General features: G+C 45.6%; 22 protein-coding genes. 9 read left to right on the top strand and 13 right to left on the bottom strand.

The window, feature by feature from the left end; genetic code table 11:
• The first annotated feature begins 115 nt into the window (after positions 1–115).
• A complete protein-coding gene (gene recA, locus GK108_RS19440) occupies positions 116–1,210 on the top strand; it encodes a recombinase RecA (protein ID WP_163952150.1) in 1,095 nt (364 codons plus the stop codon).
• 86 nt (positions 1,211–1,296) lie between these two features.
• Positions 1,297–2,499 (top strand): DUF3667 domain-containing protein, encoded by a 1,203-nt coding sequence (locus tag GK108_RS19445; RefSeq protein WP_163952152.1) that lies wholly within the window; start codon positions 1,297–1,299, stop codon positions 2,497–2,499.
• A 60-nt stretch (positions 2,500–2,559) separates the two neighbouring features.
• Here the strand turns inward: GK108_RS19445 and GK108_RS19450 are convergent, their stop codons facing one another.
• From GK108_RS19450 to uvrA, 4 genes are all read right to left on the bottom strand, one after another.
• Positions 2,560–3,840: a citrate synthase gene (locus GK108_RS19450; RefSeq protein WP_163952154.1), complete on the bottom strand. Its 1,281-nt coding sequence runs from the start codon at positions 3,838–3,840 to the stop codon at positions 2,560–2,562.
• A 177-nt stretch (positions 3,841–4,017) separates the two neighbouring features.
• On the bottom strand, positions 4,018–5,265 hold the full coding sequence (locus tag GK108_RS19455) for a metal-dependent hydrolase family protein (RefSeq protein ID WP_163952156.1): 1,248 nt from the start codon (positions 5,263–5,265) through the stop codon (positions 4,018–4,020).
• A gap of 83 nt (positions 5,266–5,348) precedes the next feature.
• Positions 5,349–5,744, bottom strand: coding sequence for a hypothetical protein (locus GK108_RS19460; protein WP_163952158.1), 396 nt, complete (start codon positions 5,742–5,744; stop codon positions 5,349–5,351).
• A gap of 46 nt (positions 5,745–5,790) precedes the next feature.
• Positions 5,791–8,670: an excinuclease ABC subunit UvrA gene (uvrA, locus tag GK108_RS19465; protein ID WP_394366283.1), complete on the bottom strand. Its 2,880-nt coding sequence runs from the start codon at positions 8,668–8,670 to the stop codon at positions 5,791–5,793.
• A gap of 177 nt (positions 8,671–8,847) precedes the next feature.
• Here uvrA and GK108_RS31325 point away from each other — a divergent pair, with 177 nt between their 5' ends.
• Both GK108_RS31325 and GK108_RS31405 read left to right on the top strand, forming a co-directional pair.
• Positions 8,848–9,009 (top strand): very short patch repair endonuclease, encoded by a 162-nt coding sequence (locus tag GK108_RS31325; protein WP_246225002.1) that lies wholly within the window; start codon positions 8,848–8,850, stop codon positions 9,007–9,009.
• Entirely contained in the window at positions 8,951–9,109 is a 159-nt protein-coding gene (locus GK108_RS31405; protein ID WP_262887443.1) for a hypothetical protein, read from the top strand. The genes GK108_RS31325 and GK108_RS31405 overlap by 59 nt, the downstream gene beginning before the upstream one ends.
• 210 nt (positions 9,110–9,319) lie before the next feature.
• Here the strand turns inward: GK108_RS31405 and GK108_RS19475 are convergent, their stop codons facing one another.
• The gene (locus GK108_RS19475; protein ID WP_163952161.1) at positions 9,320–10,174 is read right to left on the bottom strand and encodes a CPBP family intramembrane glutamic endopeptidase; all 855 of its coding nucleotides are present in this window, start codon (positions 10,172–10,174) and stop codon (positions 9,320–9,322) included.
• Between the two features lie 550 nt (positions 10,175–10,724).
• On the opposite strand from GK108_RS19475, the gene GK108_RS19480 reads away from it, so the two are divergent.
• On the top strand, positions 10,725–11,306 hold the full coding sequence (locus GK108_RS19480; protein WP_163952304.1) for a Crp/Fnr family transcriptional regulator: 582 nt from the start codon (positions 10,725–10,727) through the stop codon (positions 11,304–11,306).
• Positions 11,307–11,390: 84 nt separating this feature from the next.
• Entirely contained in the window at positions 11,391–12,014 is a 624-nt protein-coding gene (locus GK108_RS19485) for a hypothetical protein (RefSeq protein WP_163952163.1), read from the top strand.
• Between the two features lie 82 nt (positions 12,015–12,096).
• Here GK108_RS19485 and GK108_RS19490 read toward each other — a convergent pair whose 3' ends face one another.
• The 5 genes from GK108_RS19490 to GK108_RS19510 form a co-directional block, all read right to left on the bottom strand.
• Positions 12,097–12,435, bottom strand: coding sequence for a hypothetical protein (locus GK108_RS19490; protein ID WP_163952165.1), 339 nt, complete (start codon positions 12,433–12,435; stop codon positions 12,097–12,099).
• A 74-nt stretch (positions 12,436–12,509) separates the two neighbouring features.
• Entirely contained in the window at positions 12,510–12,797 is a 288-nt protein-coding gene (locus GK108_RS19495) for a transposase (RefSeq protein WP_163952167.1), read from the bottom strand.
• 487 nt (positions 12,798–13,284) lie between these two features.
• The gene (locus GK108_RS19500; RefSeq protein ID WP_163952169.1) at positions 13,285–14,886 is read right to left on the bottom strand and encodes a S8 family peptidase; all 1,602 of its coding nucleotides are present in this window, start codon (positions 14,884–14,886) and stop codon (positions 13,285–13,287) included.
• A gap of 130 nt (positions 14,887–15,016) precedes the next feature.
• A complete protein-coding gene (locus tag GK108_RS19505; RefSeq protein ID WP_163952171.1) occupies positions 15,017–15,937 on the bottom strand; it encodes a sugar phosphate isomerase/epimerase family protein in 921 nt (306 codons plus the stop codon).
• A 38-nt stretch (positions 15,938–15,975) separates the two neighbouring features.
• A complete protein-coding gene (locus GK108_RS19510) occupies positions 15,976–17,097 on the bottom strand; it encodes a DUF3500 domain-containing protein (protein WP_246225004.1) in 1,122 nt (373 codons plus the stop codon).
• Between the two features lie 202 nt (positions 17,098–17,299).
• Here GK108_RS19510 and GK108_RS19515 point away from each other — a divergent pair, with 202 nt between their 5' ends.
• Complete coding sequence (locus GK108_RS19515) at positions 17,300–18,409, top strand: LBF_2804 family protein (RefSeq protein ID WP_212592843.1); 1,110 nt, start codon at positions 17,300–17,302, stop codon at positions 18,407–18,409.
• Between the two features lie 2 nt (positions 18,410–18,411).
• On the opposite strand, the gene gldE is transcribed toward GK108_RS19515, so the two are convergent.
• The 3 genes from gldE to mutY form a co-directional block, all read right to left on the bottom strand.
• On the bottom strand, positions 18,412–19,770 hold the full coding sequence (gene gldE / locus GK108_RS19520) for a gliding motility-associated protein GldE (RefSeq protein ID WP_163952173.1): 1,359 nt from the start codon (positions 19,768–19,770) through the stop codon (positions 18,412–18,414).
• Between the two features lie 38 nt (positions 19,771–19,808).
• Entirely contained in the window at positions 19,809–20,351 is a 543-nt protein-coding gene (locus GK108_RS19525) for a single-stranded DNA-binding protein (RefSeq protein ID WP_163952175.1), read from the bottom strand.
• Between the two features lie 70 nt (positions 20,352–20,421).
• A complete protein-coding gene (gene mutY, locus GK108_RS19530; RefSeq protein WP_163952178.1) occupies positions 20,422–21,510 on the bottom strand; it encodes an A/G-specific adenine glycosylase in 1,089 nt (362 codons plus the stop codon).
• 141 nt (positions 21,511–21,651) lie between these two features.
• Between mutY and GK108_RS19535 the strand changes: the two genes are divergently transcribed.
• Positions 21,652–21,954: an HU family DNA-binding protein gene (locus GK108_RS19535; protein ID WP_163952180.1), complete on the top strand. Its 303-nt coding sequence runs from the start codon at positions 21,652–21,654 to the stop codon at positions 21,952–21,954.
• A gap of 60 nt (positions 21,955–22,014) precedes the next feature.
• Entirely contained in the window at positions 22,015–22,872 is an 858-nt protein-coding gene (locus GK108_RS19540) for a tetratricopeptide repeat protein (protein ID WP_163952310.1), read from the top strand.
• The last annotated feature ends 130 nt before the right edge of the window (positions 22,873–23,002 follow it).

The following is a 23,002-nucleotide window of genomic DNA, read 5'->3' on the forward strand; positions in this document are numbered from 1 at the left end:
CGCCGAAAAAAAAAGGAGCTATTTATCCGGCAAAACAGTCCAACTATTTCCCGAATCGGTTTGGTAATCCGGCCCTTTTTGGTTAATTTTATCTGTTTAAAAACAACCATCCAACATGGCGAAATCAGATACGGCGCAAGCCACAGCATCTGCTAATGACAGTAAGTTAAAGGCCCTTCAAACCACCATTGAAAAGTTAGATAAAGCGTTTGGGAAAGGCACCGTAATGCGCCTGAGCGAAAGCAAAGTCGTTGACGTTCCGGTAATTTCTACAGGCTCGTTAGGACTTGATTTAGCGCTCGGTACAGGCGGTGTACCACGCGGTCGTGTTGTTGAAATATATGGCCCGGAATCGTCAGGTAAAACCACCCTAACGATGCATTGTATCGCAGAAGCTCAGAAAAACGGTGGCTTAGCCGCTTTTATTGATGCTGAGCACGCCTTTGATCGGGTTTATGCCGAGAAGCTGGGAATAGATACCAAGAATCTGCTTATCTCGCAACCCGACAATGGCGAACAGGCGCTCGAAATTGCTGAGCATTTGATCAGCTCAGGCGCAATCGACATTATCGTCATCGACTCCGTTGCTGCCCTTGTTCCAAAAGCCGAGATTGAAGGCGAAATGGGTGAGAGCAAAATGGGCCTTCAGGCCCGCCTTATGTCGCAGGCATTACGGAAGCTGACTGGCGTTATCAACAAAACCGGTTGCTGCTGTATTTTCATCAACCAGCTACGGGAAAAAATTGGCGTTATGTTCGGTAACCCCGAAACCACAACCGGTGGTAACGCCTTGAAATTCTATGCATCGGTACGTATCGACATTCGCCGTATCGGTCAGATTAAGGAAGGTGCGGATAACGTAATCGGTAACCGCACCAAAGTGAAAGTCGTGAAAAACAAATTAGCGGCTCCCTTTAAAGTCGTTGAATTCGACATCATGTATGGTCAGGGTATTTCGAAAGTAGGCGAAGTGCTCGACCTGGCTGTTGAAATGGACATCGTTAAGAAGTCTGGTTCCTGGTTCTCATACGGCACCAGCCGTCTGGCACAGGGCCGCGATGCCGTGAAAGAATTACTACTCGACAATCCTGAATTGATGGCCGAACTGGAGCATAAGATTCGCGCCAAAATTGCTGAAGATCAGGACGCCCTTCTCGATCCCGTTCTGGAAGGCACTGAAGCTGACGATGAAGGTCTGCTCGACGATTAAGTTTTTGTAAATCTTGCCAGAAAGAGGTGGTTGAGTTTTCTCAGCCACCTCTTTTTCTATTTTTGTAGTTGCCAATCTCACAACAAATGTCGGATCATCACAACAAACTCACCGTTTGCCCCAACTGTGCTACGTCTCTGGGACCACACGACAATTTTTGCCCCAACTGTGGCCAGGAAAACCACGAAGTAAAACTCCCACTGGGACATATACTGTATGAGTTTGTTGAAAGCATAACCCATTTCGACAATAAGCTCTGGAATTCACTAAAAGCTATTTTTACCAGCCCCGGAAAAATGACAGCCGAATTCCTGGAAGGTAAACGCGTACGCTACGTTCCGCCCGCCCGGCTGTACGTATTTGTCAGCGTCATATTTTTCTTTCTAGTCGGTAAATTTGCCGATCATCGGATGGATGACAAAGCCTTTCTCGATCAAACGTTACGTATCGATTTTGACGGATTAATTGGTAATGATAGCCTACTTAAAAGCCGACAGCTCAAAGGCTTTGCCGATGAATTTGAATTTAAAACGGGAATTAGCGACGAAAGCATCACTCGTCTTTCACAGAAACTCAAAAGTCTCAACGCTAACCAACTTGATTCACTCTTAGATCAGGCCGAAATCAGGAAAACGGACTCAACTCGGTCCAGGCTCCGTGAGCTAATCACCCTCCTACCCGACCCCCCCCGCATTTCGGTCGATCCAGTGACGATAGGTAATCGAAAATTCAACGATAGAGAAAGCCGTGAGGCCTACGAAGAGCGACTAAGTCACATGTCGGCAACAGAACTTGACTCTATCATCCGGGCAGAAGGGGAAAGCCCCAACTGGCTGACCCGAAAACTTTACCAGCGACAAGGCAAATTTGCGAATCTGAATAAGGGTGAAAACCGACATCAGTTATTGCACGTAATGACTAAGAATGTGTCGGTTGTGATGTTTGTTCTGATGCCATTCGTAGCCGTTCTCCTGCTTTTGTTCTATTATCGACGTGGCCGCTTTTACTATGAGCACCTGATTTTTTCCGTCCACATTCACACAGTGCTCTTTCTGGTCTTTTCTATAGTAATTGCCGCTACTTATTTTGCCTCTTCCAAGACATCATCTACAGTTTTTAACTGGACATTCCTGGTTTGCTGGCTTTATTTTCTGTTCTCACTAAAACGGGTTTATCAGCAGCCCTGGCGAAAAACAACCCTGAAGTTTTTCCTGCTCAGCTTTATGTATGGCATAACGGCTGTCCTTTTCTTCATCGGAGCGCTGGGTATCGGGCTTTTGACTTTCTAACAATAAAAATCCCCAGCCGTACGACTGGGGATTTTTCTTATTCCGGAAAGCACAATTGGCTTAACGTTTTTCAATAGGGACAAACTCACGTAGCGTTGCACCTGTATAAATCTGCCGGGGACGGCCGATTGGCTCTTTTGTTTCGCGCATTTCTTTCCACTGAGCAATCCAGCCTGGCAAACGGCCAATGGCAAACATAACCGTAAACATATTGGTCGGAATACCCAAAGCCCGGTAGATGATACCGGAATAGAAATCTACGTTTGGATACAGTTTGCGCTGTACGAAGTAATCGTCGTTCAATGCCGCTTCTTCCAAACCTTTAGCAATTTCCAGAACGGGGTCGTTAACGCCCAGTTTGCTCAGAACATCGTCGGCCGCTTTTTTAATGATTTTGGCACGCGGATCGAAGTTTTTGTAAACACGGTGACCAAAGCCAAACAGACGGAAACCAGTCGTTTTAGCGTTTTTCGCCATGTCAACGTACTTACTCACGTCGCCACCATCGGCCTTGATTGCTTCCAGCATTTCAATCACTTCCTGGTTTGCTCCACCGTGTAGTGGACCCCACAAAGCACTGATACCCGCTGAGATCGAAGAATACAAATTAGCCTGCGAAGAACCGACAAGACGTACCGTCGATGTAGAACAGTTTTGTTCGTGGTCAGCGTGCAGAATAAGTAGTACGTTCAGAGCTTCCGCAACAACCGGATCAACTTTATACTCTTCGACTGGCAGCGCGAACATCATGTTCAGGAAGTTCGAGATGTAGTCGAGATTATTTTTGGGGTAGTTGGTTGGATGGCCTAATGAACGTTTGTAAGACCACGTAGCAATGGTTGGTAATTTAGCAATCAACCGAATGATGTGCCGATCTTCACTGCCTTTCTCATCCTGAGCATCTGGATAGAAAGCACTCATAGCACTTACTAATGAAGACAAAACGCTCATTGGGTGAGCACTAACCGGAAAACCATCGAAAATTTTCCGCATATCTTCGTTGACCAACGTGTGTCTACGGATAGCCGTTTCGAAGGTTGCGTATTGTTCCTGAGTCGGCAATTCACCGTAAATAAGCAGATAAGCTACTTCCAGAAAAGACGCTTTGGCAGCTAATTCTTCGATTGAGTATCCACGATATTGCAGAATACCCTGCTCACCATCTAAAAATGTAATGGCACTCTTGGTAGCGCCGGTGTTTTTATAGCCCCGGTCTAAAGTAACGTAGCCGGTTTGGTCACGGAGGTTAGAAATGTCGAAGGCTTTTTCGTGTTCCGTTCCTTCAAAAATTGGAAATTCGTACGATTTACCATCGACAGAAAGTTCAGCAGTGTTGGCCATACAAAAAATCAGGGTAGAGTATTCAGAAATAACGAATTAGCAGCTTTTCAAGCATCTGATACGTTCATGTCCGGCGAAATTAAGCCAAAAACCTAAACGGCGAATGAATTTATGTGAAAAAAGCCACATTACGTTTGTATTAAAATGTAACGGCAGGCATACACAATAAGTTTAATGCTACCGTTTATAGAAGGTTCCGCCCTTCATAACTACTCTAATCCGAGACAAATCAGCGATATTTTTTGTAGGATCGCCCTCTACCACGACCAGATCAGCTAACAACTCTGCTTTGATACGTCCCCGATCGACCAAATGAAAAACATCGGCATTGATCGACGTAGCCGAACGTAGCACGTCTATTGGCGTCATTCCGTAGTCAACCATCATTGTCAGTTCGCGGGCGTTATCGCCGTGACTAAAAACCCCCACGTCGCCCCCCGCGCAAATCGTCACACCTGCATTGAGCGCGTTTTTGAACGTAACGCGCTTTTCCCGAATCCGGGCCGGTTCAGGTTCCTGCCCTTTTTTCCAGCCACGATACTGACTGACGGCATCACCCGCTGCCAGGGTCGGGCAAAGGGCGGTTCCATTTTTTTTCATCAACGCAAAGATTTCGGGCGTTCCCGCGTCGCCGTGTTCAATCGTTTCGCAGCCCCCCAGAATAGCCCGTCGCATTCCCTCGGCCGTGCTGGCATGGGCCACAACTGATCGTCCACTACTTTTCGCTACATCGACAATGAGTTTGATTTCATCGATGGTGTAAGTTGGACGAGCTTCGGCCATTAAGCCCCACCGATAATCGGCGTAGATTTTTATCGCGTCGGCTCCCTTGCCGATCTGCCGCCGAACTGCTTTGATCAGCGCATCCTGCCCGTCAGCTTCTTCAGCTCCCTGCGGTACGTCGATGTCGGCGCTAAACCCTTTTGGGGCATAACTTCCGGTCGCAATAAGTGCCCGCGTTACGATCATCATCCGGGGTCCCGGAATTATCCCCTGATTAATCGCTTGTTTAAGCCCTACATCATCATAATCAGCTCCTTCGGTTCCCAGATCACGAACGGTGGTAAAACCCGCCAGAAGCGTTTTTTGGGCGTGAACGGTTGCCCGAGCCGTCCGAAGTGACCGTGCTTCTTTCAACACCTGATCGTCCCAGGGTGTTTCGTTGTATGGATGCAGGAATAAATGGGAATGGCCTTCAATTAAACCAGGCAGTAACGTAGTGCCTTTTAACTCGATGATCTCAGCACCAGCCGATGAGACCGAAGACGTAGCGCCAACCGCTTCAATCTTATCTCCCTTTACCCGAACGACCCAACCTTCGTGGCTGGTCTCTCCATCAAAAACGCGGTCGGGTTTAAGCAGGTACGTTGTTTGGGCGCAAAGCGACAAAGGAAGCAGGCATAAGAGGAAGTAGATAATTCTCATGGGTGAAGTGGTAATTGGCACAGATAAACTGAGGCTTGTCTGTGCCTTTAGTCGAAATCTTTGTAATCGTCAAAATGATAATATTACGATCGTAAACGCCGGAGCAAAGCCTCGCCAAATACCAGCACAAGCAGGCCGGGCAAAACAATGGCTCCCGCACGGAATCCGGCCCCTGTTAATTTATAAACTCCTGTATTGTACTGCGTAAAGCTTTGAAATAGATAGTAAGCCGAAGCCGCTAATAACGCCACCAGAACGCCGATGGCAACCGGCTGACTTAAACGGCTACCCGTCCAGGAAATGATTAGTGCGATGCCCACCACTAACGCTACGGTTCCGAGTGCTTTAGGGAACGTAGCAATGTAATCGTAATCAAAAAAGAACACCCCAGCCTGACCAATCAGATTGGGGTGTGCTAACAGCCAGCCATCCAGAACGACTAGCACAAGAAGCAGAACATAAAAAAAAGGGTTACGCATACAGGTTGTTTTCGCAGTTTTTACAAGCAACGAAAATACTATCTTTTTACGTCTGCGCGCCTTCCAGCTCCATTTTCAAAAATTTACCGGTATAACTGCCCTTCACCTCGGCTACCTTTTCGGGCGTTCCTTCGGCAATGATTGTTCCGCCTTTATTTCCGCCCTCTGGCCCCAGATCGATTAAGTAATCAGACACTTTTATTACGTCCAGATTATGTTCGATAATCAATACGGTATTGCCTTTGTCGGCCAGTTTGTTCAGTACGTCGAGCAGGTGAGCAATATCCTGAAAATGCAGGCCGGTGGTGGGCTCATCCAGAATGTAGAGCGTCTTTCCGGTATCTTTCTTGGATAACTCTTCCGCTAGTTTCACCCGCTGCGCTTCGCCCCCCGACAACGTAGTGGCATGCTGCCCGAGCGTAATGTAGCCCAGCCCTACGTCGTTCAAGGTCTGCACTTTACGAAGTATTTTAGGCTGACTGGCAAAGAAGTCCAGTGCCTGCTCAACCGTCATATCCAGTACGTCGGCAATGGATTTTCCTTTGAAACGAACTTCCAGAGTTTCCCGATTGAACCGTTTTCCTTTACAGGTTTCACACATAACGTGTACGTCGGGCAGAAATTCCATCTCGATTTTCTTCATGCCCGCACCTTCACAGTCTTCGCAACGGCCGCCTTTCACATTGAACGAGAACCGGCCCGGTTTATAGCCCCGGATTTTTGCTTCGGGTAGTTCGGCAAACAAAGTCCGAATTTCCGAGAACATGCCCGTATACGTAGCTGGATTGGAACGCGGAGTCCGACCAATAGGCGACTGGTCGACTTCAATCACTTTGTCCAGATGCTCAAGGCCTTCCACCGATTTGAAAGGCAGTGGTTCACGCTTCGATTTATAGAAATAGCGGTTCAGAATCGGGAATAACGTTTCGTGAATCAACGACGATTTGCCACTACCCGATACCCCCGTAATTGTCACCATCCGACCAAGCGGCACCTTTAGTGTTACGTTCTTGAGGTTATGGCCCGTTGCGTTCTTGATAATCAGAAACTTGCCACTGCCTTTACGTCGTTCTGCCGGTACATCAATAGCTCGCCGACCACTCAGATATTCGGCCGTTGTACTACCGTTACGTATGAATTCTTCGGGCGTGCCGATACCAACCACCTGACCGCCATGCCGACCAGCTCCCGGACCAATATCAAGGATAAAGTCCGATTCCAGCATCATGTCTTTGTCGTGTTCAACAACCAGGACCGTATTGCCCAGATCGCGCAGATTTTTCAGCGAATCGATCAGTTTTACGTTGTCGCGCTGGTGCAGGCCAATGCTGGGTTCGTCCATAATGTAAAGTACACCAACGAGTTGCGTACCAATCTGCGTAGCCAGCCGAATCCGTTGTGCTTCACCACCCGAAAGCGTACGTAACGGACGGTCCAACGTCAGATAATCAAGACCGATATCGAGCAGAAAACCAATACGTTTCCGAATTTCTTTGAGAATTTCTTTCGCTATTACGTTCTGCCGATCACTCAAACGACTCTCTACGTTATCAAACCAGGCTGTCAGCTCCGAAATATCCATTCGGGCAAGCTCAGAGATGTTCTTAGTGTCGATCCGAAAATAGAGCGACTCTTTTTTCAGCCGGGCTCCGTTGCATTCAGGACAGGTTTTAACAACCATAAAATCCTTTAGCCACTCCTGAATTTTGTCATTACTATTTTCCTGCTGACGTTTGAGAAAATTGACAATCCCCTCAAATTTGAAGCTATAGCGATCTTCTTTGCCGTCGCTGCCGCCAGCCGATTTCGCATTATCGTCTTCCGTTCCATACATAAGCGCATGAAGCAGATCGTCGGGGAATTTATTGACGGGCGAGGTTAAATTGAGTTTGTATTTCTTCAGAATCGCTTCAATCTCCTTGAAAATCCACAGTTCACGGTATTCGCCCAACGGCGCAATAGCGCCACGGCTAATGCTTATTGATTTATCAGGAATGACAGATTCTTCGGTAATTTCTTCAACGACGCCTAGGCCATTACAAACCGGACAGGCTCCGTATGGCGAGTTGAAAGAGAACGTGTTGGGCGATGGCTCATCATAACTGATTCCCGATTCAGGGTCCATCAGGTTTTGCGAGAAGTAAACCAGTTGCCCCTCGCCATCCAGCATCTGCATGGCTCCTTTTCCTTGTTTCAAGGCCGTCTGCACGGACTGGCTCAGTCGATACCGATCGTCGGGTTTGGGGACTAATCGATCGATAACAATTTCAACATCGTGAATTTTGTAGCGATCCAACTGCATCTTGGGCGCAATGTCCTGCACGACCCCATCGACCCGAACCTTCGTGTAGCCCATTTTGGCAATCTGCACGAACAGCTCGCGGTAATGCCCTTTACGTCCTTTAATGACGGGAGCCAGCAATGTCAGTTTCTGACCGGCATACTGATTCAGGATCGTATCGATAATCTGGTCCTGCGACTGACGCTCCATCTTGCGCCCTGTTACGTAGGAAAATGCTTCGCCAGCGCGGGCGTAGAGTAGACGCAAAAAGTCGTAGATTTCGGTAGTAGTGCCGACAGTCGACCGAGGGTTTTTGGACGTTGTCTTCTGCTCGATTGAAATCACCGGACTGAGGCCGTTAATTTTATCGACATCTGGCCGTTCCATGTCGCCGATAAACGAACGAGCATAGGCCGAAAAGCTTTCCATGTATCGCCGTTGTCCTTCGGCGTAGATTGTATCGAAAGCCAGCGACGATTTGCCGCTACCACTAATTCCAGTTACCACCACCAGCTTATTGCGTGGTATCGTAACATCAATATTTTTCAGGTTGTGTTCGCGGGCGCCCAGTACTTCAATTTGGTCGTAGCCCGTCAGGTCAATATCGGTAAGTGCCGAGCTCCGGTCCGATGTTTTTTCGTCAATCACGTTGGGGATGGCTTATTCTAAAGAACAACGTAAAACGGGTGGGTGTAGTTTCCTAAAAATGTAGAGACGCAACCGTTTCTACAAGGGTTGTTCATAATAGAGTGAAAAGCCATCTTTAAGACAAAGTTGTTGAAGATGTTGTTATAGCTTATACCAACTCAACGCCCTGTTTTCATGACTGACGTACTCACCCCTTCGCAACGTAGCTATAACATGAGCCGAGTACGTAACAAAGACACGAAACCCGAACTTATCGTCCGCAAATTTCTTCATGCGCATGGTCTGGAGCGCCAGTCCGATTCGGTATCGTCTCCACGACAAAAAGCTCCCTGGTGAGCCCGATATAGTTTTGTCTAAATACACGACAGTAATTTTCGTGCATGGCTGCCGGTCCGCCGGTTTGGGCTGGAGAAGTCGAGGGAAAGTTTGTTGTTAAAATCCCGCTCCTAACGGGAGTACGGGCTTAATCAGCTATACAAATTGACTTCTTTATTATGGACGTAGTGTTCTTGAAGACGAAAAACTAACGGCACGGCGGCTGGAAAAGCTTTTGCTGCGCTACGCCCCGGCCATTTGAGTACTAGCCATCCTGCCCTCACCCTTGTTGAAAAATAGTTATCAAGACTTAAAAAAGCTTCTTTCAAATTCATCTTTTAAATGGTTTTCTTTTTACAATTTTACCCTCTTTCTTGGCAAGATAATAAAGTGAAATTCCGATAAATAATAAAAAAGATAGAGTAAAAATTGAATTTTCAATCCCAAAAGCACCCCCTGTTAATAGTTCTGATCCCGTAAATTTTGATTGAATGATAGTTCCAAAATCATTTTGCCCTGTGAGATTTGAGCCATAAAAAGGCTGAGAAAAATTCCAACCTACATGGAAGAAATAAGGTAGCCATACTCTTTTAGTATATACGAACATCATACCCATGGTAAACCCCCAAATTAAATATAATAATAGATCAAATATTTTGAAATTGGGATTGGTAATGTGTTGTAATTCTACCAACATTGCAATGAAAATGGCTATGTTAGTACCTAACCAATTTTCCAATATCCTTAGGATTAATCCCCTATGAAATAAGTCTTCAACTATCGCAGCAAATAGTATTACAGTAAACATTCTTGCTGAGTAGTGAGTAGTTGTAATACTAAAAGCCTGATAATGGCCTAATAGGTATAAAATGAAAATAGATAATGAAATTGTAAAAAAACCAAAGAAAAACCCTCCAAACATTTCTTTGAGCAGATATTTTGTAGATAGCTCTGTTATTTTTCTTTTGTCATAAAAACGGAACAAATAGTAATAGTTAACTAATAATAGTACTGAAGAAATAAAAATAATAATTGGATCAGCAATACTTTTTTCTGATATAATGATATAAAAAAATGGTTTTAAAACAAAGTTTTGAATTACAACAAATAGAAAAAAAGGAACGACAATTCCGATGATAATTTTAATAATTGGAAAGTACAGTACTCTATTGATTGATGAATTCATAATTTATTTCAGAATGTAGTATTTAAAGGGTTGTGGGGAGTGCTTTATGAACTGTGTCAGTCTGGGATTTAGTCGAAGCAATGGGGTTTGATACGTTTCTCAAAGATAAGGTGCTGCAAAAGTAGATTAGGGAGATGCCTTAACTCGTTCACTTAAGTTAAATAACAAACCTTACCCTCTGTTTTTTCTCTGCAATTCTTGCTCTTGGAACGTATCCGGCTAAACAGGACCGACCCATCTATTCATCGAAGAAGTGAAGCTTCCATACATATCCCGGCAACCTACCCAGCCGATGGTGATAGGTTAGTAGGACAACAAGCTGGTGGAGAAAAGCAGTTAACTGGAGTTGGAAGCTAATAGGCCGTAAACATACGGATTCGGACGGTGCCGCGCGTCCATCTGTATCCGCCTGTACCTTTTTGCGACCGTCCGAACGTAGTGTCACTTACTTTTGCCACTATTGAACGCCCATCACGCATCCGAGTGGCTTCGCTACGTGGGAGTCGTTTAGTAGCAAGTACACCAGAGAGGGCAAAAAACTATGAAAACAATGCAGGACACACTATTTGACTTTATAGCGAAATACATTTCTCTGACAGATGATGAGAAGAACGCACTCGTTTCTTTGAACCTATTTCGCTTGGTAAAGAAAGGGACGACTCTACTCAAAGAAGGACAAAAATCAAAAGATAGCTACTTTGTTCTAAAGGGCTGTATCCGGGTCTATTACATCATAGACGGCGAAGAAAAAACAACTGCTTTCTACACAGAAATGGACGCCTTAACTCCTCCTTGCGTTACGAATAAAGCACCTTCTGAGTATTTCATCAGTTGTGTTGAAGATAGTATTCTTACCGTTTCAACTTCTGACATGGAAGTAGAAGTAAACAGTAAATTCCCAAAGTTTGACATAATGTGTCGGATATTGTCGGAAGAATTATTAGCCAAACAGCGAATCGACTTTGACGAGTTTAAGATGTCTTCACCCGAACAACGGTACCTGAACTTACTACAAAAAAGACCAGACCTTATCCAGCGTGTGCCACAACATCAATTAGCGAGTTATTTAGGTATCAAACCCCAGTCATTAAGCCGACTACGGGCCAGAATTATAGAGAAAGATAAAGGGTAAGGTGTGTTTCTTAACTTAAGTGAACGAGTTATGGCATTTCTCCGATCCACTTTTGCCGTATCGTTTCACGTAACAGGAAAAGAAATGCACCAGAAGATTTTCTTCATCGGTTTGGTCTTACTGATGACAGGTACGCTTCCGCTCAGAGCACAGTACGCTAAAACAGACAGTATGTACAGGCGGTGGTTCGTTGGGAGTTCATTACTGATGGTAGGGAATTGTATTCCTAATGACGCAAATCCACCTGAGTATGTACAGTTAAATGTTGGCTACAGGATAACACCGAAAGATGTTGTTTCTTTTAGGTTTAAACGTTCCATTTATTCCTGGCCATTAGGCATTCCTTTCGGGCCATCATTTGACGCGCCCGGACTAAACTATCCCGGTCATGCCCGCATACTGGCACCTACAGTAGGTTATCAGCGGTTTTGGTGGAAAGGAGCCTATACATCCGTTTATGCGTTAAATGCTTTTGAAAAATATATGGATGAGAATAAGAAAAAGATTGGAAATGGATACACCTTATATCTGGACTTCTATGTAGGTTATCAGTTTAAGTTTTTCAAGAATCGGTTCTTTTTTGAACCAGCTATTGGCTGTAGTTATTGGCCTGTAAGAACCAACGTTCCAGCATCATTTAAAGTAGTAGAAAATAAATGGCCTAACTACTTTATTCAACCTGGGCTTGATTTTGGGTTTAATTTTTAAAATTCCATCGAACGACCGATAACTCTACTAATGAAAGCCGTTGTTTATTGAATCTCGCTTAGCGAAATTCTTTGTCCATTTACTAATAGAACCCCCATTGGTGAAGCAGGGCCTGTAAGTTTTTATCAACTCGCTCAGGTAGTGGATAGAGTTGATAAAGCGCGGTCGAATTCTGGGTCTGTTGCCGTAGCGGCAGATAACGCCCCGTGGCCAGGGTGCGCAGAAAAGTCTTTCTAGTAATTGGGTTTAGCTGATTATCGACGGCCTGGAAATCTTCGTAGAGTCGAATGTAATTCTGTTTGTAATCCCAAAAGCTGTTCGCATCTTTCAGGATTTGGCTCGGCTCGGCGACAGGCTTTCTCGCTGTGCAGGCCTCCATCAGCAACGCTAGAACCAGCATGAAAAGAGATCTAGCAAGCATAGGCTGCGTATCGTTACCTATGGTTAGTCAAAAAGATGGTTGGACAGGGTTTATACTTGCAGTAGCTCTCATCATTAACAAACCGGCTGGTGCAACACTTTTGTTATTTTCATCCCAAAACGATTCTTTTGGAGTCTCCGCAGAAGCACTGGCGAGACACATCTGCTATCGGCATTGCCCGTCTGCTTTTGCAGTTGCTTTTTGTGGGCGTGTTTCCAGATATGTAGTAGTTGGTCACTGACATTGCGGCTTTTAGCGACCTGCGCCACTGATTGACCTTCATCAAGCATACGTAGGGCTTCCGCTTTGAAGGTTTTGTCGTACTTACGAGAGGACGGGGTGAGTTTGTTGGAATTTGCCATGATAACCGAAGTTACGCAAGATTACTATCCGATTCAGCACGACCATACCAAATTACGGTACGTTAACAAACCTTGTTTACTCTGACGAGAAACCTGTTGAGCCTAAAATAGGTGATGGTGCTACGTTACTCTGCTGGTCAGATCGGCACGCTTACACAATTGTTGACGAAAAAAAAGCTATGTCCTTGTAACTCGTGATATCACGGAACGTACCGATCAAAATTTCGAAAGAGGACCTCAAGAGTATACCTATCAAAATGATCCTGACGCTACGCCAGTTCGGGCGAACTTACGTAAAGATGGCAGATATTATATTGGCAATCAGGTCTTAGAAATTGGCTACCGCAACGAACATTACGACTATTCTTTCTGAACAGATACGCTTTATAAAAACAGAAAACCGATCAAGCTAACGCTTGATCGGTTTTCTGTTTTTATAATAATTCCTTGCCGAACACAGGCAAGGGATATTCTTGCAATTTTATCATTACTTCCCTTTCGACCCGCTTTCTTCCGCTAAGGCAAGCTTGACAGCATCGTAAAGGTTAACAATACCACCGGTTTTCGAGAGGGTGGCAAAATCAACCAAATCGGTCGATTCGGGCCGATGGACCTTGGTCTTATAGGGCGTAGCCGACTGCACGATAATTCGTTTAATGTCGGCATAAGTAAGCTTAGGGAAATACGATTTCAGTACGGCAGCAACGCCAGCTACTACGGGTGAGGCCATGCTCGTACCGCTATTATTCTCGTATTTACTGCCTGGAACGGTTGAATAAATGTCCTTACCTGGTGCAAAAACATCCACCGTTTGCTTGCCATAATTTGAGAAACTAGCTACCAGATCAGCATCGTTGGTCTCGGCGCTAGCACCCACTGTTATTACGTTCGGAATATCCTTACCATCCATAAACCGGGGTGCCGGATAATTGGCCGCTGTATCGATATCTTTTCCATCGTTCCCGGCCGCATGAACCATCAATACACCTTTCGAGAGAGCGTAGCGTTCCGCATCCTCTACCACCTTGCGTTGTGGCGAATAGTCTTTACCGAAACTCATGTTAATGATTTTGGCGCCATTATCAACGGCATACCGAATGGCGTTGGCAACATCTTTATCGCGCTCATCACCGTCTGGCACCGCCCGTACACCCATGATTTGAACAGCATCAGAGATACCCAGAATACCCAGATTATTGGTACGGTCGGCTCCAATGATACCGGCTACGTGTGTACCATGATCGGCCCGTGGACCGGCAATATCTGAATTACCGTAATCCCGCTGGGTGAAATCGTTTGGATTATCGCCGACAATAGCCCGACTGTCGAAATCAGGATTGTAGTTGTATTCAGCTCTGGATTTAAGCTGTTCATTGGCTTTTTCCAGCTCGTCCATTACCACATCTGTGTTGGGCGCGCCCTGCTGATTAAGTAATCGCAAAATACCTGTCACAGGCCGCTTCAACGTAGCGTCAGTAAGCGTATCAGACGCCTTACGTAGGGTGAGCGTATCTAATTTTGATACGTTCAAGGCTTTTTTCAGCACGTCTACTGCTGTTGAGAATTGCTGATAGAACTGATTGATACCCTGATATTGCGCTTTATACTGCGCCTGGTTTTTCTCAACTTCAGCTTTTGTCTTTACGTACAGATCGTATTCTTTCTGCTCATCGGGCTTCAGCGAAGCACGGCTTTTACCTTCGTATTTTGGCTTTAGCTGAACGTACAAACGAGTTACTTCGGCAGTTTCGTAGCTAACGTTACGTCCATCTTTGCCACCGATAAAATTCCAGCCGTGGACATCGTCAACGTAGCCGTTATTGTCGTCGTCTTTACCGTTACCAGCAATTTCTTTGGGATTGACCCACAACACCCGTTTCAGGTCTTCATGGGTCGTATCGATTCCACCGTCGATTACCGCTACAACTACTGGGGTTGGTTTCCGGTCTTTGAGTAACTCACGGTAGGTGCGTTCTACGTTGATTCCGGCAGTTTTGTCGGTTTTATCCTGCAGATACCACTGCGTTTCCTGCGCCAAGGCTGCTACAGAGAGCAAACACACCGACGCGCTGATAAGGAGTTTCTTCATGAATTGGTAACAAAAAATCTTCACAAATTACGAAGAAACCAGCAGTGTTTATCCTTAAAAGTTGTTAAACGGCAAGGTACGCTACGTCATAATGACCATTTTATGATCGATTTGTCAGCTAGCGTTGGACTTATTCTGGCTTCTTGCCCGAAAAGTAAAACTGATTAAAGGCGGTTGTGTACTGAGGGAAAACGACTTCTGGCTCTTCTATTTCCGGATGCCATGTTTTTTCCCATTCGAAGCTGTAGTACCCCTGATAACCGCTCTTTTTCAGGATAGCGATCCCATCAAAAATGGGGGAATCGCCCAACCCTAAAGCCGTGTACAAGTGTTTTCCATCAACTGTTTTGGCATCTTTGATATGAACGTGCCGAATATAAGGACGTAGCGTTTCATAGGCCCTGGCCGGTGGTTCGCCGGTTACAGCCCACATATTAAATACGTCCCATAGTAAGCCTACTTTGGGAGAACTTGCAGCCTTCATCACCCCCAAAAGATCAGCAGACTGAACCACATCGCCGTGCGTTTCGAGCAATACGGTTACCTGGCTTCCTTTGGCGTAATCGGCTAATTCGACCAGTCCTTTGGCGATTCGGTCCAGCGTAGCGCTACGTTCCTGATCTTTAGGAAATGCATCCGGAAACACGCGTACAAAGGGACATTGCAACTGATCGGCCAACGTAATGAATCGTTTCGCTTCGTCCAGGTGTTTTTGCCGCGCGGCTGGGTCGGCATGGTGTAATTGAGTAGATGCACCCAGATTGATAATTTTCAATCCTGTATCAGCTACCTTACGTCGGGTTGTGGCTATGTGATCCGACGTATCGAAGGCCGGACTCTTCGTTAAGTCCATGACTCCCTCCAAACCCCGAATTTCAAATCCCTGATAGCCATCTTTTACCGCTTCACTTAGAATTTTATCCAGCGACCATTTGGGACAGCCAAGCGTCGAAAACGATAACAAAGGTTTTTTGGCATAAGTCCAGCCTTGCCCAGCAGCACTTATAGCCGCTAATGCACTCAGTTGCAGAAACTCGCGTCGATTCAACATTTTATGTGACGGATTTTAAACGTAGCGCCTACTGTCTTTTATGGTTTACTGTGGTTTGCATTCTTATAATGTTCGCCCAACATATCCTCCCCGAAATCGTTGGTCAGATCACGTACGACCGTATGAATATGGTTGGCGTTTGTTTGGGTATTATCGTATTCAATCAAGATGGTTGGTCCATGAATCCGGTAATACCAGCCTTTCCCTTCGCCAAGTTCGGGCGTTACGTCGCCCGCCCACGCAAACCGTAGTCCTTCAAGCCCAGCTTTTCTTAGCTTATCCATTTGCTGATTCGCCAGCGTAATGCGGTAATTATCCAGATACACCTGCAGCAAACTCAGGAACAACTTGCGCTGGTCAGCATTCATATCGGAATACATCAATCCCTCCATTTTTTCCAGTGAAGCCCGACGTTTATTGCTGGTCACAATGTCGGGGTAAGCTACGTTAGCCAATATTGCCTTTTTCTGTTGTTCAGCGTCAAGTGTTTTTAACAGAGCAAAAGCCTGCTCTGTTTCCTGCTTTAAGATCTGCCGGCCTTTCTGTGGCAAATCTTTTACCCGAGGATCAGACATTCGTTTGTCAGCCATTTTGGTATCGTAATCAAGCACGCCCGGATTGCTGCCGAAAAAAGTAGGGGTTTGCGATACAATTTGTCCGGTTTGCGATATAAACTGCAACGACAAATGGTGGCCTTCAATTCGCCAGCTCCAGGGTTCTTTGGAGGTTGGGTCGCCAAAAACGGTAAACGAATAATTTTCCGGATCGCGATACGTATCATTTGGTGGCCGATTATCAATAACACGTAGTACGTTCTCCATGTCGATAATGGCGGTCGCTTTATCGTAGCCCTGCTGACTCAGACCTGTTTTAAGCATTGCCATAGCGGCCTGTCGCTGGGGTTGGGTCATCTGTTTTAGCGGTAGTCCTTTGCGCTGTCTGGGTACAAAATGCCAGTTGAATCGCTCCTCATCGTCGAAAGCAAATGTGGCGATTTTGCGTTGTTCAGCGGTTAAATTTTGTAAGAATGACTGCGTTGCTTCACGCATCTCATCACGCACTTGTTTGCCTGCCGACGTTGTTTTCGCTGGAGCTGCGCTCTGCCCCATTATTTGTCCCCATATCAGACAACCTAGAAGAACGCGGATTATAATTGGCATAAGAAGGTTTTTTAGGAAAAGCCGAGCTTGGTTTGAATTTACTGAACATTTCATTGGACATCATTAAGCTTTCCCGTTCACCTTACCAACCATCCGCAGGTTTATATACGGATTTAGCTTTTTCGATGAAATATATAGCTCTTTGCTAACAACAAGGGGCTTTCGCTAGTTGTAGAAATAAATCCACTGTTACTCTACGATCATGTCAACCCGGCCACCGAATAACAGCTTTGGTCCTTTAGACCATCTGGCTATGCGCTATCTCCGGCAGGCTCTCGACACCCCACATCCGAGTGATGAGCCGTATGTACTTAATCCAGTAGAAAGCCGTATTATCCGCCGTACCAAAATTCTGACCCTTAGTCTAGCCGCGCTGCTAGGTATTTTGGGCGTTTTATTATTGTATATTCCTCAGTATACATGGCCTGATTTATTTCAAAATACACCCATACGGTTTGGTAGTACTACGTATTATGTGCCTATCGTTACGTCGTTGTACGGCATCCTGCTGGTCTACATAGAAATTAATTTATTGGTCGGACTCAATCTGATCGGTGTAAAAGCAATCATGCAGATCTGTCAATTTCCCCGCGCCCATGACGCACAATATGATAGACACCTTCAGGCACTGGCTAACGCAGCTTTAGAGAAGAAAAACCGGGGAATTCTGCGCTTTGGGATCGACCCCTATCTGAATATGCCTCGCTGGGGACTAACCATATTCTTCCTGTTAAACATTACGAAAGCGGCCTTAAGTAGTCTGACGCTGAAATTCCTGCTCAGACGTTTTATGGGGCGGTATGCGCTGAGACAACTTACGGATTTAGCCGGTATGCCAATCTACGCTGCCTGGAATGCGTATGCTTCCTGGCAGGTACTCCATGAAGCTCAGGTACGGGTTATGGCTCCACTCACCATTCGGGAGTTTGTCAATGAACTACACGACGAATGGGGCGACAATGAACAGTTTCGTCCTCTTATTTTGGAAGCGCTTCAGTACGTAGCCATTCTCAAACGGCAATATAACTACGCGCACTTTCTGCTGACAGAAACCTTAGTCGATCGTTTTAACTTACGCACCAACGTTACGCTGACAGGCCATTTCGTCGAACAGGCTTTGCATGCTCCGATCGAAATACGTCGAAGCCTCGAACGGCTTATCGTATTTGGCGTTTTGGTAGACGGAAAATTGTCCTGGATTGAAAAACGGCGATTACGTCAACTGCGTAGCAAAAATTTCCTCACTTACTCAACGGAAGAAATTCAGCGCATTGGCGAAGAATATAATCAGGGGCGGGGTTTGTGGGTTTAAGGTTAGAGATTATTCTCCACTTCTTCTTCGACGGAATCGTTTTTAATAACCCGAACTTCATTAATCCGTTTGTCATCGGCCGATACCACCTGAAACGTAAAGCCAGCGTAGGTAGTCTCATCGCCTGATTTAGGCAAACGACTAAATAGTTCGAGCAATAACCCTCCCAACGACTCGCTATCTCCCTGAACGGACTCAAACGTAGTGGCTTCTACATTCAAGACCCGGCAGACGTCGGTAATTGGCATTTTACCCTCAAATACCACCGTACGTTCATCTTCGCGATGATACCCTACAGGGACTTCCTCATCGAACTCATCGTTGATATCCCCAAAGATTTCTTCAATAATGTCTTCAAGCGTTACCAGGCCGCGCGTTCCACCATATTCGTCGACAACAATAGCCATATGCACGCGTCGCTTCTGAAAATCCTGCAGCAGATCATCTACTTTCTTATTTTCAGGAATAAAAAAGGCAGGACGTACTAAGGATTGCCACTGGAACGTATCGTTCTCGTGAATATGCGGCAGCAAATCTTTGATGTATAAAATTCCATCAATCTGGTCCAGCGATTCTTTGAAAACAGGAACGCGTGAATACCCGGAAGCATTGATCTGATTCATCAGTTCCGAAAAAGTCAGGTCATTTTCTATGGCTGAAATATCGAGTCGGGCACGCATAACCTGACGGGCTGTCAGATTACTAAAATTCACAATACCTTTCAGGATTTCTTTTTCTTCTACGGTTGCTCCATCGCCCGTCAAATCTACAGCCTGACTTAGTTCTTCGACGGATAGTTTATACCCCCGGCGCTCAATGCGTTTATCGACCTGATTACTCAGATTGACCAGCAACATAGCAAGTGGGCGAAAAACAATCAGGCCAAGTTGAGCTAACGGAGCCGTTCGTCGGGCAACAGCCATATTGTTCTGGCTGGCATATACTTTCGGCACGATTTCGCCGAAGAGGACAATGGCCAATGTTATCAATAAAGTTACTCCTGCTAATATCCACCCTGAGCTTTGATACGTACGAGAAAGCTTCCAGGTCAAGTATGTAACGATTACAACAATGGCGATATTAAGAAGATTATTAAAGATGACTAGCGATGCTAGCAACCGCTTAGGACGGTCGAGCAGAGTAGCAATACGGGTATCGCCAGGTTGGCTACTATTTCGACAACGGGCACGGTCGTCGGGCGAGAGAGAGAAGAATGCAGCTTCTGACGCTGACACTAAGCCAGCTAACACCAGCAGCAATAAAATCAACGCTGCGTAAGGCGCATATAAATCAAAATAGGTGCTCCAGCCATGTTCGGCTGGGAGCACCTGTCTCGGAAGAGGATCACTACTTGGGTCCATGTATATCAAATCTCGTTCAACAATAGAGCCGCGACGTATTAGAATGGTAAATCGTCGTCACCAGCGCTCTCAAAAGGTACAGGATCTGGCTCCCGGCGACGGTCCGGCGTTCCGGCAGGTTGCTGGCGTGGTCGCTCGGCTGTTGCCGTTGTCTGCTGACGAACAGGCTGAGCTGGCTGCGGAGCCGCCTGCTGACGTGGGGGTGCCTGTTGGGCCGGTGCTTCATAGGAAGGAGCCTCCTGCCGATCGTTAGGACCACCTAAGAACTGGAACGTAGTGGCTCGAACAGTAAGCGAAAAGCGCTCTTTACCATCCCGATCGGTATATGTTTCTGTGCGCAGACGACCTTCTACATAAATCTGATGGCCCTTACGCAAGTACTTTTCAATTGTTTTTGCCTGTTCGTTCCAGACCTCAACCCGAAACCATTCTGTTGATTCAATTTGCTCACCAGTTCGTGTTGTGTATCGTTCATTCGTGGCAACGCTAAACTTTGCAACAACCGATCCTCCATCCAGATAACGGACTTCTGGATCATTGCCAACGTTTCCAATAATAATAACTTTATTAAGGCTTGCCATACTGTATTGTGTTATTTACTGATAAAAATTATAGGGATTAAGAATATTAAAGATACTGAAACAAACGCACTTATCCAAACGCCTTTTCCAAATAATTGGTAATTAATACTGGCTTTGGTAAGTCGGTAATTTCAGCCATTGAATACCATTTTAATCCTTCTGGCAACTGTTCGGTCAACCCATCCGGCAACTCAACAAAATGGAATATTGCCCGGATGCGTTGATGCGATAATAGCTGCATTGCTTCTACCGGAGTAGCAGCGAGAACACCCTGCCTCACCAATTCGTTCACAGAATCGGGAAGCAACAAATCGCGCCAGTTCGGTTTCGGTTCATCAGTTTCCAGTAGATAGAAATCGTATAATTGCTGCCATACATCACGCTCAGTACGTTCTCGCATAGCCATTTTATTATTATTACTAAAAACGAGGTAATGAAAATAACGATCGCGAACGGGGGCTTTCTTTGCTTTTACTGGTAACCGATGCTGTTGTCCCGTTAAATAAGCCACACAATGTTGCTGAACAGGGCATAACAAACAATCTGGCGCTACTGGAGTACACTGAATGGCCCCAAACTCCATAATAGCCTGGTTGTAGGTAGCGGGATTATCAGCTTTCTGAATTAATCGTGTTGCTAAAGCAGCAAACGTTTTTTTAGCCCCTGTAGTGGTTATGTCTTCATAAATACCAAATACCCGTGCTAATACCCTATATACATTCCCGTCGACGACAGCGACTCGTTCTCCGAAAGCAAATGAAGCAATAGCGGCAGCTGTGTAGACACCTATTCCTTTCATTTTCAGCAACTCATGATACGTTGCCGGAAATTTTCCAGCTAACTGATCCGTTACGTATCGTGCCGTCTGATGCAAATTTCGGGCACGGGAATAATACCCAAGTCCCTGCCAAAGACGTAGCAGTTCTTTTTCATCTGCTCTGGCAAGTTCCTCAATGGTCGGATACGTATCAACAAAGCGTTCGTAGTAGGGTTTTCCCTGCGCTACGCGAGTTTGTTGGAGAATAACCTCCGATAACCATATGTAATATGGATTACGTGTGTGCCGCCATGGCAAGTCTCTTTTGTGGTGTTCATACCAGCCCTCCAGGCTAGGTACAAATACCGCTTCAATAACGTTAAGGTCTGATTGCCAATCCAAAATAAAAAAATAAAAAGCGTCGTTGATGATGAAAAACTGGAGGACAAGGTTTTATAATTTCTTAGAAAGCTCTACCTTTGTGCTCCCATTTTTGACACCCGAATTTTCAACAACACAGTAAACGTTAAAGTTTAAGAAGTCGTGACGAAAGCAGACGTAATTGCAGAGATCGCCGATAAGACCGGAATCGATAAGGCAGAGGTAACGAACACCCTTGAGACCTTCTTCTCGGTGGTTAAAGACTCGTTGGCCGAGGGAGAGAATATTTATGTGAGAGGGTTCGGCAGTTTCATTAACAAGAAAAGAGCCAAAAAAGTAGCCCGGAACATATCGAAAAACACCGCTATGGTGATCGATGAGCATTTTATTCCGAGCTTCAAGCCTGCCAAAGTTTTTGTAGAACAAGTAAAAACAAGTGACAGAGCTAAAGTAGCGGCTGAGTAAGCCTAAGCAGTTCTTCTTGGCTGGGTTGCCCAGATAGTTGCAATGAGATGACTTCCTATGATGAATAAATCAGTATTCTTGGTTATCGTGCTTGCCACGGCTTTAACTGTGGGATTATATACGCTCCCTAAAGTCGTCGTTCGCAGTGACAACAAGCAATTGACTAATTCAGCAACAGGCGGTCGGACGACGCAGGCATCTACAGCTACTCAGCCAGGAGCCACTGCGGGTGAAGGGTCAACAGTACATGCCCAGCCTTTATCTGTTGCGCAGCAAAAACAGTTAGCTTCCCTGAAGAATGATTTTGCATCTGTAGCTCCTGCTCAAAAAGAAGCTGCCCTTACTAAACTGGTGGACTTTTTTAGAGCGGTAACGCAGTACGACAGTGCTGCCTATTATGCAGATCAGCTAGCCGTTCAACAACCGACTGAACGGAACCTTCTTCGGGCGGGCGATCAGTACTTCGAAGCTTACACGTTTGCCGTCGACGAAACAAAAACGGCAACACTGGGAAAAAAGACACGCGATTTCTACCAGAAAGCCCTTGCAACGAATCCAAATCTACTTGCGGCAAAAGCCAACATGGCCATGACGTACGTAAATACAGATACGCCAATGCAGGGAATTATGCTTTTGCGTGAAGTATTGCAGCAAGATCCAACAAATGAACTAGCTCTATTCAATTTAGGGTTATTGTCAATGCGATCCGGGCAATATGAGCGTGCTATAGAACGCTTTCGTCAAATTCTGGTTACAAATCCTGGCAGTCGGAAGGCTCAGTTCTATCTGGGTGTTAGTCTGGCAGAGGCTGGCCAAAAAGTAGAAGCGCGCAAAGTATTCGCCGAAGTAAAAAAGCAAGAAAAAGATCCTCAGATCCTGGCAGCAGTTCAGGAATACGAGGAACGTCTTTCACAGTAACCAGTGATCAGTGATTGGGAATTCATTTAATTACCCACATTACTGTTAACTGATATTTGGGCTGAACCGAGTGGTTGGCCGTCACATATTTTCAACCATTAAACGACATTTAACACTATGCCTTGCGGTA

It is taken from the genome of Spirosoma terrae (assembly GCF_010435915.1).
GTDB lineage: Bacteria > Bacteroidota > Bacteroidia > Cytophagales > Spirosomataceae > Spirosoma > Spirosoma terrae.